Genomic DNA, 13479 nt, shown 5'->3' on the forward strand with positions numbered 1-13479 from the left:
TAATTCATCTTAAACAGAGAAAAATTATGGATACGCTAAAGAAATTTGCCCTGATGGAAAAGATAGTTCATGAGTTAGAGGACTTGAAAAACAGCCAGCAGGCACTGATACAAAAATTAGGTAAAATAGAGGTAGATAACATTGACCTGGGCGATAAACGCCTGGAAAAAGAATTGCCGGAGATGCACCAGCGTGTAGCCGACAATTTGGATACCATTGCAGGTTTGTTAGAGGACTTTGCAACGCAGACCGACACATTCAGTGATAAGAACAACGTTGCTGCATTGAAAGAGCAGGAAGCGATAGAGAACTTGTAATCACTACAGTTACACTATAGGAGGCCGCCCAATAGGGCGGCTTTCTTTGTTTAAACAACACTGTGACCGGCCTAAAAACATTCCATCACAACGCTTGTTGATGTCGGGTATGAACCGCCTCCTGAAAAAATTAGAGAAGATAGGCCGCGACCCTAAGGTCACCGCCAAAGCTGTTGGATTGACTTACATATCGGACAGTACACCCGGCTATACCCGCAAAAGATCGGGCGGCGGTTTTGTTTTTTATGACGCGGACGGAAAGGTCGTTAAGGATAAAGAACTTACCGCAAGATTTAAAGCCTTGGTCATCCCGCCTGCTTACACCAATGTTTGGATATCGCCAAAAGAGACCGGCCACCTGCAATTTACCGGTGTTGATGCCGCCGGGCGTAAACAATACCGCTATCACCCGCAATGGAATAAGATACGCAACCAATCAAAATACCATCGCCTGCAAACATTTGCGGCCCATCTGCCAACGATCCGTCATCAGGTTGATACGGACCTTGACCGCAAGCAATTGGATCATGATAAAGTAGTGGCTCTGGTCGTTCGGCTCATGGAGCTGACCAGTATCAGGGTAGGGAACGAATCGTACAAAAAGTTATATGGATCGTTCGGTTTGACAACGTTACAAGACCGCCATGTTAAATTCGATGGGACAAAGATCAATTTTGAGTTTAAGGGCAAAAAGGGCGTTCAGCATAAGGTTGCCTTGCAAAGCCGCAAACTGGCCCGGTTGGTGAAGCAGTGCCGGGATATCCCGGGGAAAGAATTGTTCCAGTATTATCAGCCCGATGGTACACGTTGTTCGGTAGGTTCGGGCGATGTTAACACCTATCTTAAAAACATAACGGGGGAGGACTTCACCGCCAAAGATTTCCGTACCTGGGCGGGTAGCGTGAGTGCGCTCTACGCTTTTAAAGAAGCCGGAGATTTTGACACAGTGACCGAATGTAAACGCAAGATCGTTAGCGTGCTGGACGAGGTTGCACTGAATTTGGGCAATACCCGCACGGTCTGCAAAAAGTACTACGTGCACCCAACGGTTATTAAAAGTTACGAGGAGGGACACTTGTTCAGATATATATCAGAGCTGGATGGTCGCAGGGATATTAAAGCCTCGGAACTTAATACTGCCGAACAAGCACTGTTGCAGATATTGGAACACGAAAAACTCGCCGAGGCCAGTTAATGAAATACGAATACTCCGATAATTACGTACCCCAAAATACATAGGAACCAAAAAAACGTCCAACCGAATATGGCTACGATCACTGATAGTACACATTTGATGTAACTGACCGCTGTGGACGGCAGATCCAATACCCTAAAATAAGCTATCGACGTGTAGATGACATGCGACGCCAGTAATAAGGTTGTGATCACCCAATGATAACTGGAATCGCCCAGCAGGTAGGTAAGCGGCGTGAATATAAATATTGATAACAGGTTGAGAAAGGAATTAATGAAGGTGACCGTAACCAAATGCTCGGCATAATATAACGTTCGCCGATACATCAGGAACATGATGAACGCAATGATCGGCGTGCTGAGGCAAAGCACAATATTGGTTTTGGTGTTCATAAAATTCATGGCCTTTTGCAGGCGGCGCTGGATCTTGATGTAGCGCTCCTTTTGTTTTTTAGTTTTGTATTCGGGCGGTAATTGGGCTTGTTCCCCACGTTCGGCGGCTTGCCTGTCAATTGCGTAGTCGAACGGTCTAAAGAATGAATTACTCAACACATATATCCCCAGCACAATAAAAAAGAAGCTGAACGGGTTGAAGAACTTTTTGTGCTTACCCGCTAAAAACTCCTTAATGGTGATGCCGGGCTGTGTAGCCAGTTCTTTGATCATATACAGGAAGCCTTTATCGGCATGGGTTAGCGCATGTACTACCTCATGCGTAACATGATGCATGGTTATCCGGGTATGTATTTTGGCAGATTGGCCACAATGATGGCAAAAGTTATCTTCATCATCAAATGGCGTAGCGCAGTTAAGGCATTTAGAAAGGTGTTGCATGAGGTTGTGATCTGTCACCCGAAATATAAAAGATCTTTTTAATATTACGGGTGCAGGCCATTGCATTACAGATATTTACCGATCTGGTCAAACAATTTTTGTGTGCTGCTTGGTCGTTCGGCATCTTTCACTACTATCTCGCTATTTTTTACGATCACATATCGCGGTATCGCGTAACCTTTGCCGCCCCATAATTGCTTGATCAGGTCTTGACGTAGCGCGTCAGATGTACGGATATTATCGCCGGCAAGGTTGTAGTATCTGATCATCTCACGCCATTCTTTATCACGGGCATTATAGTCGGTAGATAGGTAGAGCATTTGCACACTCTTATCTTTCATGAACTTGTGCAGCTCTTTATTATACCTAAATTCTTCCTTACATGGTCCGCACCAAGTGGCCCAAATATCTATGAAAACCACCTTGTCTTTATATCGGGTCAGTAATTCATCGAGTGTATTGATCGATGCATAGCTGTCAACTATCTTTTGTTCCGCGGTCGCTGTGGTTTTAACTTTAGCTTGGTAATCAATTATAGCGTCTATTTCCGGTTGCACAACAACATGATAGCCCGACTTTGGGTAAGTTTTTTTAAAATCGTTGTAAAGATCCAGCAACTCGGGTTCATATTTTTTTGCATTGGCTCTTTGATATAGGAAGTTTGCCAACATATACTCACGAGCAGGCTCCGGTAAATTGTTTGCATAGCGACCATACCAATCTAACAAGTACTCGTTAGACATCCTGGTATCAAAGATCTTAGTTTTGTTGTTGATCTTGCGTAAGTAAGCTTCTTTGTAAGTGTAAGCAAATGCCTCCAGGTACTCATAAAAACCTTTTGTAGATGTAGCCTTTGCATCTGTCATACTGTAGGCTTTGAAAAGCGCTGGCCAATGGTTAGTGAACGACGTATCGATGTTTTTAGCGTCGATAGCGGATGATAACAAGGCCGCATAGTAATAGTCACGGTCGAGCTTTGTATAGTCATACATCGCTTTGCTTATGCCATTGTTTTTTAACAGGCCATCATATTGAACCTGTTCGGTTTTACTTATGCTATCGATAGCCGACCTCACCAGTGCATAAGTTTTAAATTTTTCAACTATCGCTTCAGCTTTGCTCCATACGTCACGGTGCTTGATCTTGTTGATCAAAACCTGGCCTTCGGTATTCCCGCCGGTGATCGTGAAGGGATGCTCTTTATTGTCGGTGTTAAAGGTGATGGTGTAGTCCTTTTTAGGTTCTATATAAAAGCCAAAAAAGCTGCCGTAAAGTGCTTCTACCAAACCCGGGCGGATCAGGTCATTAGTGATGGTATATTCTCTGGCGTCCGACAGTTTAAGATCTTTGAACGTAATAAAGTGGCTGCCGTTCACCGGAGCATAAACCCTAAGAAGCTTTTCGACAGGGGAATTGGTCTTAAAAGTGATCTTGAAATTTTGCGCAATAGCTAACTGCGCGATCAGGGTGATAAGGATGGTAGATAAGGTTTTCTTCATGTATGCAATGTTTCTCTATGAGATGTAATTTACCCAGAAACATTGCATAACAATACGGTTATTCTTTAAAACTATTTGGTTTTGATGAATACTACGCCATTTTTGGCTTTATCGCCATACTTTTTCACACCTTCACTGCCCGGCATGTTGCCGATGGTGTCAATATGGTCTATTCCAAGGTCCTTGATATCTGTTGCCTTGGACTCCTTTCCGTCAATGATCACCAGTTTATCATTAAAGTTGAAGGAAGTACTGGTAGCTTTAATATTCAATACTTTAGCAGGCGTTGCATGAGCAGAAAAGCCTTTAACTGTTACCTCTTTAAGATCAGGTTCCGCGCTGATGGCCCGTGTGAACGATACATTGGTTGCGTAAACGGTATCCCCATCCGCCGTTACGATCTTGCCCGAACCATCGGCCGGTACCGGATAGCCACGCAGGCGTCCTGTCGAGCCTGAAGTTTGTATCTGGATACCTTGCACTTTTGTTTTGTGTATTAAGCTGTCCCCTCTGTACAGTGGGCTCACGCTTACACCAGGCAAGCGGTTTGTGATCACATGCACTTGTCCCTTAGTGGCCATCTCGCCACTAAATACTTTTACGTCGGTTATGTGGTCAGGAATTATCTCGGCAAGGCGTGCCATTTCACTTTTAACACCGTCGATAAACACTTCGGGAACTTCCTGGCCGTTCACCCTCATTTTTGTTATTTTATTGTTGCTGTCGAGTGAAATACCTCTATACAGACGGGTGATGTTTACCGAAGGCCTTCTATCGGTATCTACCTTAGTTACAAAGTCGATATGAAAGAACTTTCTCATCGGACTTACCTCCATGCTATCCGATAATGCTACCTCAAGTGTTTGTACTTGGCGTTTCTTCTTGGTTGCTTGTTTGGTCTCAGTTTTGACAGGCTCGTCAATGGTCACCATATCTTTCAGTTTTATGGTGATAGCCTGCATTATCTTCTCGCTGTTCTTAGCGACTTTTTTTACCTCCGCCTTCGATACCGAAAAGATCAGCAATAGCACCACTACCGCCGGCACCAGAAACAGATAACGGGTGATATTTACTTTAGACGACCGTTTGGCATTCATCATCATAATGCGCTTTTTAATGGTCGACATGTTAAAGTTATTCACTATGGCGCTGTTCTCGGCACCCATGTTCACGTTCAGCAGGCTGTATTGATAGTCCTTGCGGTCCACACCCTTCATCAGGATCTTCTGATCGGTAATGAACTCGATATTCTCACGGATGGCGCGTTTCATCAGCCAAACCCCCGGGTTAAACCAGTAAAAGATAGCGCTTAACTCGCCCAACAAAATATCCAGCGTATGCCACTCTTTAACGTGGATCTGCTCATGTTCTAATATCGCCCCTAACTCGCGCTCAGGGTGATTTTTAGGGTTGATATAGATGTTTTGCCAGAACGAGAACGGATTGATATCGCCATCGATCACACGGATCATGTATTGCTGTATCTGCAACGGCTGAGAGCGTTTGTGCAATCTGTATAAAGACAGTAACTGCATGCCCAGCCTTACACCAAACAGCGTAACACCGGCCCAAAAAGCGGCCAGCATCCAAAACCATACATCGCGCCCCAGGAAAGTTTTGGTGATCTCTTTCACCGGTTGCTGCCAGTTGATCACTACTACCTGTACCGGCTTGGCCAATTCCTCATGCCTATTCAAAAAAGCGGCTACATCCAGTAGGGGATATAGCGTCGAAAAAATGATGGCAGTGATCAGGTAAACCCGGTTAAGGTTATAAAAAGTAAGGTGGCGCAGCACCGCGTAGTATCCCGCACAAAAAATGAGCAGGGCTACGTTCACTTTAATAAGATATATGAACAGGGCAGGCATAGCTTTAAGGTTTATTTGTTCTCGATCATCTTGATTATCTCTTCCAACTCATTCTTGCTGATCTTCTTTTCTTTAGCAAAAAAGGTCACCAATTCTTTATAAGAGTTTTGGAAGTAATCGCTCACAAAGCCGTTCATGAAACGTTTTTTATAGTCGGCCTCCACAATAGACGGCAGGTACCTGAACGAGTTGGCTACCTTCTCGGCCTTAACAAAACCTTTACGCTCTAAGTTTTTTACAGTAGATGCCAGGGTAGTGTAGGGCGGTTTAGGTTCGGGCAGCAGATCAAGGAACTCTTTGATAAAGCCACCTTTGGTATGCCAGATGGCTTGCATAGCCTCCTCTTCTTGTATGGTCAATTTTTCCATTATGTACGATCGTTTATGTAAACCTACGAATGTTTCGTAAAACGCCAAACTATTTAACAGAAATTAACACAAATGATTCATTTAAGCATATGTGCCTAAAAAAATAATTTATTAAAGTTAATTGGTAACTTTTTCATTGTATTTATCCACAAATAGAGCAATTATTATCAAATTATTATTTTATCGATTAACTTTATCGGTATAATTTAAAACATTGGCCAAATTTTTATCTAGAAGGGATTTTTTATCTAAGGGTGCTATGCTTGCCGGCGGCGCTTATCCTGCCATGATGGCGCTCGGAATGCTGAAAGCCGCGCCGGCACATGCTTTCAACCTCGGAGAGAAAGTTGAAGGAAAACACATCATAATATTAGGTGCCGGTCTTGCCGGTATGACAGCTGCTTACGAACTGAATAAATTAGGTTATACCTGCACCATATTAGAAGCCCGCGAACGTACGGGCGGCCGCTGCTGGAGCATCCGTAACGGAAGTTTAAATACTGAGAACGATAAACCCACCGCTACTGCGGTTTTTGATGAAGGCTTGTATTTTAACGCAGGTCCATCACGCATACCGCATCATCATCAACTTACCCTGCATTACTGCAAAGAGTTAGGGGTGCCAATACAAGTTTATAACAACGTGAACGAGGGCGCTTACTATTTTGCTGAGGGTAAAGGGCCGCTTTCTAATAAAAAGATCCGCGTGCGCGAGGTGCATAATGATATCCGCGGATACACTACAGAAATGCTGTCCAAAGCGATGGATCATGGTAATCTCGACTCGGGTTTGACAAAAGAAGATGCGGAGAAAGTACTTAATTATCTGGCTGCAGAAGGTGGCCTGAATATAGATAAACTGTACAAAGCATCGGCCCGGCGGGGTTACATCGAATCGCCGGGAGCTGGGGACAAGCCGGGCAAGATTGGTGATCCTCATAAACTGGCTGATATTATACAGTCGGGTTTATTGGATCCGGACTTTTACAATGTGGCCGAATACACCTACGAGTTGCAGATGACGATGTTCCAGGCGGTAGGTGGCATGGATCAGATAGCAAAAGCATTCGAGAAAAAACTGAAGCCATTTATCAGGCTTGGGGCTGAGGTTACAAAAATCACTAATACCCCAAATGGAGCTACGATCATCTACAAAGATAAACTGGGCGAACACAGTATCAGCGGCGATATGTGCATCTGTACATTGCCCTTACCTGTATTAAGTAATATCAACAATAATTTTTCGGGTGATGTAAGTCGCGCGATAGATTACGTGGAATACATGAAGACCGGCAAGATAGGCCTGCAATTTAAAAGACGTTTTTGGGAGGAGGATGACCAGATCTATGGTGGCATCACCCATACCAATAATGATCTTACACAGATCTTTTATCCATCATATGATTACCTGAGCAAAAAAGGCATCCTGATCGGCTACTATAATTTTAACGATAAGGCCAAACGTACCGGCGAACTAAGCTATGCCGAGCGCGAGAAACTGGCTTTAGAAAAAGGACGCCTTGTGCATCCGCAATACGATAAGGAATTTGAAAAGTCGTTCTCGGTAACCTGGCATAAAACTAAATACAGTATGGGAGGCTGGGGCGAATACAACAGCGAGACCCGCAAAACCTACTATCCGGCATTATTAAAGCCCGACGGACACATTTACTTTGCCGGTGAACACCTGACTTATCTGAACGCGTGGATGGCCGGAGCGTTCGAATCGGCGCGGAGCGTGGTGACGGCTTTGCACGGCCGCGTGACCGAGCAACGTATAAAATACCCTGCAGCGGGAGTAAAAGGATAACAAAAACTATAGGTTAATACTCATACACACCAAACAAAACTAAAGATCACATGGCAAACTCATTATCTCGCAGAAACTGGCTTAAGTCCAGCGCACTGATGGCCGGGGGGCTGGTAGCAGCATCGGGCACGGTAAATACATTAACGGCGGCACCGCTAAACAAAGCGCCATCAGCAGCGCCTGAATTTTTATCAGAGCAGGATTTTTTAAGGCAATTACCGCCAACCGAGATGAAGGCGCGTTTAAGCGCTAACGAAAACCCGTTCGGTCCATCACCGGCTGCTAAAAAAGCTTTGCAGGATGCGATAGATGGCAGCTTCCGTTACCCTATGGGCAGCATGCGAACATTGGCTACCAAGATAGCGGAGTCGGAAGGTTTGCAGGCATCTAATATCTTGTTGAGTTCGGGTTCATCGCCATTATTGCAAGCAGCAGCTATGCACTTTACTAAAGGCGGTAAAAGCGTGATCAGCGGCGATCTTTCTTATAACGATCTGCCGGGTCAGGCGGCACGCTACGGCGGCAGCTGGATAAAAGTACCCATGACACCAGATCTGAAACTTGATCTGGACGCTATGGAAGCCAAGGTTGATAGCAATACAGGCTTGGTTTACATTTGTAACCCTAACAACCCTACTGCTACCATGGTTGATACCGCTAAACTGAAAGCTTTTTGCGAGCGGGTATCTAAAAAAACGACCGTAATGGTTGATGAGGCTTACATTGATTACCTGCCAAATATGGCCGATGTGACCCTGATGGGTGGCGTAAAGGCCGGTCAAAATATTATTGTGGCACGCACCTTCTCTAAGCTGTATGGCTTTGCCGGTTTGCGTTGCGGATACTTTGTTGGTCAGCCAGAATTGATGCGCGAGATAAGCGCTTACACTTCAACGGGTATGGCATTGTCGGCAACCACCATCGCTGCGGCTATCGCGGCTTATCATGAAACTCCTTTCTTACAAGACGCACTGAAGAAGACCATGGCCTCTAAAGAGTTTTTATACGCGACGTTAAAGAAAGAAGGTTACGAATACATTCCATCATCGGCCAACTTTGTATTGTTCCCTATTAAAATGGCGCCGCAACAGTTCAGTCAAGAGATGAACAAGCGTGGCGTAAGCATCCGCACCTGGACATACGGCGGTAAAGATTACTGCCGTGTTAGTATCGGTACCATGGACGAGATGCAGGCTTTTGCCGATGCATTTAAACAACTATCTTAACAACAGAAACTACCGGGACATCTTATTTATACATCTGCACTTATCAATAGCGCGTTTGGCGCTATTGATCTTTTTATTAAAAGCAAATTATGCGAAAATTTACATTCCTACTTTTACTATCAGGCGCTGCCCTATTTGCGCAAGCGCAAACCAAAGCACCAAACCCAAGGCCCATTACCATGGCCGAATACGAAAAGGCGCAAACCTACACAGTTGCTAACTTAGATGCCGACACTTATGTAAAGTTTGATAATGCTTACGTGCTCGACCGTTACGAAGGCCGCAAACCATACTTTATTACCGGTAGCGACGGCTTAAAAAAGCGTATAGATCTTTATAAACTGATCGCCAAGGAGGGCATGCAGGAGATAGGCCTAATGGTTTTCTACACCAACGAGAAAGGCAAGATCTACAAAGCCCTGGTGCCTGATTTTACTGCTGATGCAAAGGTTTGGGACAAGTACTTTAATGATATCGATAACATTAATAAAGTAGAGACCAACTTTATCCTGAAGCTGTCGTATATCCTGTCAAAAGAGATGGCCTTCCAGCAATACAAGGTGATCAACGGTGGCAAGGATATGAAAGAAGAGAATGCCACCTATGGTAACGACATCTGTTTCCCGGGCGACGAGGAAGTGACCATGGCCGATGGCAGCAAAAAGATATTAGCTGCGATAAAACCGGGCGATAGGGTAGTATCTATCGATCCGGAAACCAAGGCAGCCAGTATTGTTAATGTAAAAGAACTAACCACGCACGATGCTAAGAATTACGCGCTGACGCGCCTGGTATTGGTATCAGCAAAAACCAAGAAGACTTTAACTGGTGAATATATCGATCTGAATACCAAAGTGCTGCAAGCTACACCTAACCACCCGATGCCAACCAAAGATGGTCGCCTAAAAATGGGCGAAGTGGCCGAAGGACAGGAAGTGCTTTGCCTGAATGAAAAAACAGGCGAGTACGAAGCCTTTACTGTAATGCAAAAGACCGAAAAAGGCGGCGGCGTACAAAAGGTTTACAACATTGTAGCCGATGGCGGTAGTACCCTGATCCTAAATGGGGTGATGGTGTTGCAGAAGTAATAGGATAGAAGAGCTATTATGAAATGGTTGTTGGATATTACAGATCCGGCAACCATTTTGTGTTTTATAGCCCCTACGAACCCCTTCCCTAAAAAATACCTACCTTTGCGGCCATGGGATGGCTGGAAAAGATCAAACTAACTAAACAATTACTACGTTCTGCCGCTGAGGCGGGTTATGCGTCGCCGACGGAGATGCAATTAAAGACCATGTCGAGAATGATCGGTGGGAACGACCTGGTCGCTGTCGGTCCGCAAGGCAGCGGTAAAACTACTGCTTATGTGCTAAGTGTACTTAATCGCTTTAATTATGCTCCGGACGGTGTGCCGCAAGTACTGATCTTAGTGCCTAACCAGGATGCTGTTGAAGCCGTGATAGATCGGTTTGATACACTTAACCGTAACCGTTCTATATCGATAGTGGGCCTGTATGCTGCGCCTGGAATTGAGGGGCAAATGGATGCCCTGGCAGATGGTGCTGACATTGTGGTAGCTACTCCCGATAGGGCCCGTGCTATCTATCTTAAGTTAGGCTTGAACTTAAATAAGTTACAAGTGATCATTGTTGACGATGCCGATCTTATAGTTAAACAAGGTTTACAGTTACCTGTGGCTGAACTTGCCAACAGTGTCCCCAAAGCGCAACGGATACTGTTTACCGAGGTGATGCACGAGAAGCTGGAAAAAATGATAGGTAATGTAATGGTCGATGCAACACCGGTGATCGAGGTAGACGAGATAGGCGAGCCAACCTTGTCATTACTGCCGCAGATGTTATATCAGGTACCAAATTTTGGTACCAAAATAAACTTGCTTAATCTGTTTATGCAGGACGAGGAATTGTTCACCAAGGTGATCGTCTTCGTTAATACAAAACAAACTGCTATGAAGATCTATGATGAGCTTAGCAAGATCAACCGAGGTTCGATAGCACTACTAAATTCATGGAACCCAACTTTAACAAGCATCGATGATGTGGCTACCTTCAAAGATAGCGATACCCGCATGCTTATTGTCGCTAACGAGAATAATGACGAGGTAACTTTAGATGGTGTACCATTCATTCTGCATTTTGACCTTCCTGAAGAAAAAGATATCTACCTGGGTCGCGTGGTAAACAGTAGCGGGAGCAACGAAGATGACGAAACCATAACCATCACTCTGGCTACCGATATTGAATTGACGTTAGTTAAACGTATAGAACAAGCCGGCGGACAAAAAATGCAGGTAATGGAATTACCGGACGACCTGGTCATCGCCAAAGAGAAAAAGAAAAAAGAAGAAGCCCCTAAAGCTTCGACTAAAGAAGATACTAATGCTCCCGGCGCTGCTTTTCATGAAAAGAAAGCTAAGAACTCAAAGAACTACAATTATAGCTCAGGTGAGAAGGCTAAGATGAATATGAAGAAGAAGCACGGATAGACAAACAATATCCCTCTCCATATTTAACTTCAAGTTCCAACGGACTATAAATTCGGTATTACAAAAAAGTTTGCGAAAGTTAGCTTAAGGTGACAATTACAATCTATGGAACCAACCCTTTCGCCAAAAAACGAACAGCTGTATACCAGCAATTAGTCCCATTAGGATCAATGCGTAGATATAACCGTGATCCCAGTACAGTTCGGGCATGTTATCGGGGATGGTTTCGCCGTGCACACCCTCTCGGGAGAAGTTCATGCCATAGATCCCTGCAATAAAGGTCAGTGGTATAAAGATGACCGAGATAATGGTGAGTACCTTCATTATCTCGTTCATGCGGTTGCTCACCATGGATAAGTAAAGGTCTACCAAACTGGAAGTGATCTCTTTATAACTATCGATCATATCCATGGATTGGATGGTATGATCATATGCATCCCGCAGATAGGTTTTGGTCTCGGGCGTGATCAGCGGACTATCGCTCCTGATCATATCGTTGATCTTATCACGCTCGGGCCAGCTGGCGCGGCGCATAACAATGAGGGCGCGTTTAAGGTGCTGGGCATCATACATGATGCTTTTATCGGGTTTGATGTAAAGTTTTTCTTCTACCAGATCCAGCTTATCGCCGATGGTAGATAAGATCACAAAATACTGATCAATGATCATATCCATCAGTGCGTAACACATATAACCGGCGCCACCTGTACGGATAGATCCTTTGCCAACCTTAAGGCGGGTCTTTATCGGTGCAAAGCGGTCTTCGTTATCTTCCTCAAAACTAATGATCAGCTTATCCTTAACAATGGCCGAAAATTGTGTGTTAGATAGCTCATGCTTAGGTGTCAGCTTCATGATGCGGCTGACGGCAAAAACGTAGTCGTCGTATTCCTCAAACTTAGGCCGCTGGTGATTGCTGGTAATGTCTTCTAAAACAAGCGGGTTAATGTTGAGTTGCTCACCAATGGATTCAATCAATTGAGTATCACCCAAACCATTTATCTGTATCCAATGCGTATGGTCGGGGCAGCTTTTAAACTGCTCTAATATCTCGGGGATGGTCGTCCCCTCGCATTTAACTACCTCTTGCGCATTGTAGGAGTAGATGTTGATCTTTGGCTCAATGGCATCCTCGGCAATACGGATCGTACCCGGGCTATCACCCACGTTACCCATCCGTTTTTTGATATTCAGTTTTAGCTGTGCCTTGGCCAATGCATTCATCTATAAATAATTTATGGTTTGCGGGCCTTGATTGAATAGCAGGTCAACAATACTCAGGTTCTTCAAAAAGCCGATCCGCTCTTCAAAAACCTGAAAATAGGATTTTTGTTCGTACCCGCTTTCCGCTTTGGCACTTATGGTTTTGCGGTAGTCGGCCATATCATCGTATTTGGCATGAAACTCTTCGGTATAATTCAGGTTTACCTTCAGCTTTATCATACCTAACACTATGTTCAGCAATTCCTGATTATAGTCGAATAAGAACTCGAACCTGTCTTCGTAAAAACGGGCAAAGTCATCCTCGTAATATTCAAAAAATGCCGAGCGGCGATAGCATGATTGCAGGCTCATCCAATGCAGGCGTTGCCATCTAAAGTCGTAACTGATGCGCACGTCCTTCACGCTGGTATGTACTTTAGAACCTTTGATCACCGGTATGGTCAGGTCCAATGGCCCATCGGGCGAGTAGATGGTGGCCCGGTTGCGGTAGGTCTGCTTGATGAGGTGTTCGTGATGTTCTATCAGCACATTTTGTTTGTGCTTGTTCAATAGTGTAAAATATTCGACAGGCGGTAGATAAAACATTGGAAGAACAGCGCCGTTATCCGTCATAAATTTTTATGTTTGCAG

The 13479-nt window shown here is 44.5% G+C and carries 12 protein-coding genes; 6 read left to right on the top strand and 6 right to left on the bottom strand.

Annotated features, from left to right (window positions below; genetic code table 11):
• Window positions 1-26: 26 nt before the first annotated feature.
• Window positions 27-317, top strand: a complete 291-nt coding sequence (locus IRJ16_RS00270) for a hypothetical protein (RefSeq protein WP_194109512.1) — start codon at window positions 27-29, stop codon at window positions 315-317.
• A 109-nt stretch (window positions 318-426) separates the two neighbouring features.
• Complete coding sequence (locus IRJ16_RS00275; protein ID WP_194109513.1) at window positions 427-1512, top strand: DNA topoisomerase IB; 1086 nt, start codon at window positions 427-429, stop codon at window positions 1510-1512.
• Here the strand turns inward: IRJ16_RS00275 and IRJ16_RS00280 are convergent.
• The 4 genes from IRJ16_RS00280 to IRJ16_RS00295 form a co-directional block, all read right to left on the bottom strand.
• On the bottom strand, window positions 1509-2345 hold the full coding sequence (locus IRJ16_RS00280) for a DUF3667 domain-containing protein (RefSeq protein WP_194109514.1): 837 nt from the start codon (window positions 2343-2345) through the stop codon (window positions 1509-1511). The genes IRJ16_RS00275 and IRJ16_RS00280 overlap by 4 nt on opposite strands.
• A 65-nt stretch (window positions 2346-2410) precedes the next feature.
• On the bottom strand, window positions 2411-3844 hold the full coding sequence (locus IRJ16_RS00285) for a TlpA family protein disulfide reductase (protein WP_194109515.1): 1434 nt from the start codon (window positions 3842-3844) through the stop codon (window positions 2411-2413).
• A gap of 71 nt (window positions 3845-3915) precedes the next feature.
• Window positions 3916-5712, bottom strand: a complete 1797-nt coding sequence (locus IRJ16_RS00290; RefSeq protein ID WP_194109516.1) for a M56 family metallopeptidase — start codon at window positions 5710-5712, stop codon at window positions 3916-3918.
• 11 nt (window positions 5713-5723) lie between these two features.
• Window positions 5724-6080 (bottom strand): BlaI/MecI/CopY family transcriptional regulator, encoded by a 357-nt coding sequence (locus IRJ16_RS00295; protein ID WP_194109517.1) that lies wholly within the window; start codon window positions 6078-6080, stop codon window positions 5724-5726.
• Between the two features lie 259 nt (window positions 6081-6339).
• On the opposite strand from IRJ16_RS00295, the gene IRJ16_RS00300 reads away from it, so the two are divergent.
• From IRJ16_RS00300 to IRJ16_RS00315, 4 genes are all read left to right on the top strand, one after another.
• The gene (locus IRJ16_RS00300) at window positions 6340-7890 is read left to right on the top strand and encodes a flavin monoamine oxidase family protein (protein ID WP_228079694.1); all 1551 of its coding nucleotides are present in this window, start codon (window positions 6340-6342) and stop codon (window positions 7888-7890) included.
• Between the two features lie 50 nt (window positions 7891-7940).
• Window positions 7941-9116, top strand: a complete 1176-nt coding sequence (locus tag IRJ16_RS00305; protein WP_194109518.1) for a pyridoxal phosphate-dependent aminotransferase — start codon at window positions 7941-7943, stop codon at window positions 9114-9116.
• An 89-nt stretch (window positions 9117-9205) separates the two neighbouring features.
• Window positions 9206-10204 carry a Hint domain-containing protein gene (locus IRJ16_RS00310; protein ID WP_194109519.1) on the top strand — a complete coding sequence of 333 codons (999 nt, stop codon included), beginning with the start codon at window positions 9206-9208 and terminating at the stop codon, window positions 10202-10204.
• A 113-nt stretch (window positions 10205-10317) separates the two neighbouring features.
• Complete coding sequence (locus IRJ16_RS00315; protein WP_194109520.1) at window positions 10318-11625, top strand: DEAD/DEAH box helicase; 1308 nt, start codon at window positions 10318-10320, stop codon at window positions 11623-11625.
• Window positions 11626-11721: 96 nt separating this feature from the next.
• Here the strand turns inward: IRJ16_RS00315 and corA are convergent, their stop codons facing one another.
• Together corA and IRJ16_RS00325 are read right to left on the bottom strand one after the other, a co-directional pair.
• Window positions 11722-12849 (bottom strand): magnesium/cobalt transporter CorA, encoded by a 1128-nt coding sequence (gene corA, locus IRJ16_RS00320; protein ID WP_194109521.1) that lies wholly within the window; start codon window positions 12847-12849, stop codon window positions 11722-11724.
• Window positions 12850-13398, bottom strand: coding sequence for a WbqC family protein (locus IRJ16_RS00325; protein ID WP_394355209.1), 549 nt, complete (start codon window positions 13396-13398; stop codon window positions 12850-12852).
• Between the last annotated feature and the right edge of the window lie 81 nt (window positions 13399-13479).

Origin of the sequence: Mucilaginibacter myungsuensis (genome assembly GCF_015222005.1) — a bacterium.
Classification (GTDB): Bacteria; Bacteroidota; Bacteroidia; order Sphingobacteriales; family Sphingobacteriaceae; genus Mucilaginibacter; species Mucilaginibacter myungsuensis.

Excerpts from the sequence above, each read along its gene's own strand:
- IRJ16_RS00270 (WP_194109512.1), top strand. The coding sequence starts at position 27 with ATGGATACGCTAAAGAAATTTGCCCTGATGGAAAAGATAGTTCATGAG.
- IRJ16_RS00275 (WP_194109513.1), top strand. The coding sequence starts at position 427 with ATGAACCGCCTCCTGAAAAAATTAGAGAAGATAGGCCGCGACCCTAAG.
- IRJ16_RS00280 (WP_194109514.1), bottom strand. The coding sequence starts at position 2,345 with ATGCAACACCTTTCTAAATGCCTTAACTGCGCTACGCCATTTGATGAT.
- IRJ16_RS00285 (WP_194109515.1), bottom strand. The coding sequence starts at position 3,844 with ATGAAGAAAACCTTATCTACCATCCTTATCACCCTGATCGCGCAGTTA.
- IRJ16_RS00290 (WP_194109516.1), bottom strand. The coding sequence starts at position 5,712 with ATGCCTGCCCTGTTCATATATCTTATTAAAGTGAACGTAGCCCTGCTC.
- IRJ16_RS00295 (WP_194109517.1), bottom strand. The coding sequence starts at position 6,080 with ATGGAAAAATTGACCATACAAGAAGAGGAGGCTATGCAAGCCATCTGG.
- IRJ16_RS00300 (WP_228079694.1), top strand. The coding sequence starts at position 6,340 with ATGCTTGCCGGCGGCGCTTATCCTGCCATGATGGCGCTCGGAATGCTG.
- IRJ16_RS00305 (WP_194109518.1), top strand. The coding sequence starts at position 7,941 with ATGGCAAACTCATTATCTCGCAGAAACTGGCTTAAGTCCAGCGCACTG.
- IRJ16_RS00310 (WP_194109519.1), top strand. The coding sequence starts at position 9,206 with ATGCGAAAATTTACATTCCTACTTTTACTATCAGGCGCTGCCCTATTT.
- IRJ16_RS00315 (WP_194109520.1), top strand. The coding sequence starts at position 10,318 with ATGGGATGGCTGGAAAAGATCAAACTAACTAAACAATTACTACGTTCT.
- corA (WP_194109521.1), bottom strand. The coding sequence starts at position 12,849 with ATGAATGCATTGGCCAAGGCACAGCTAAAACTGAATATCAAAAAACGG.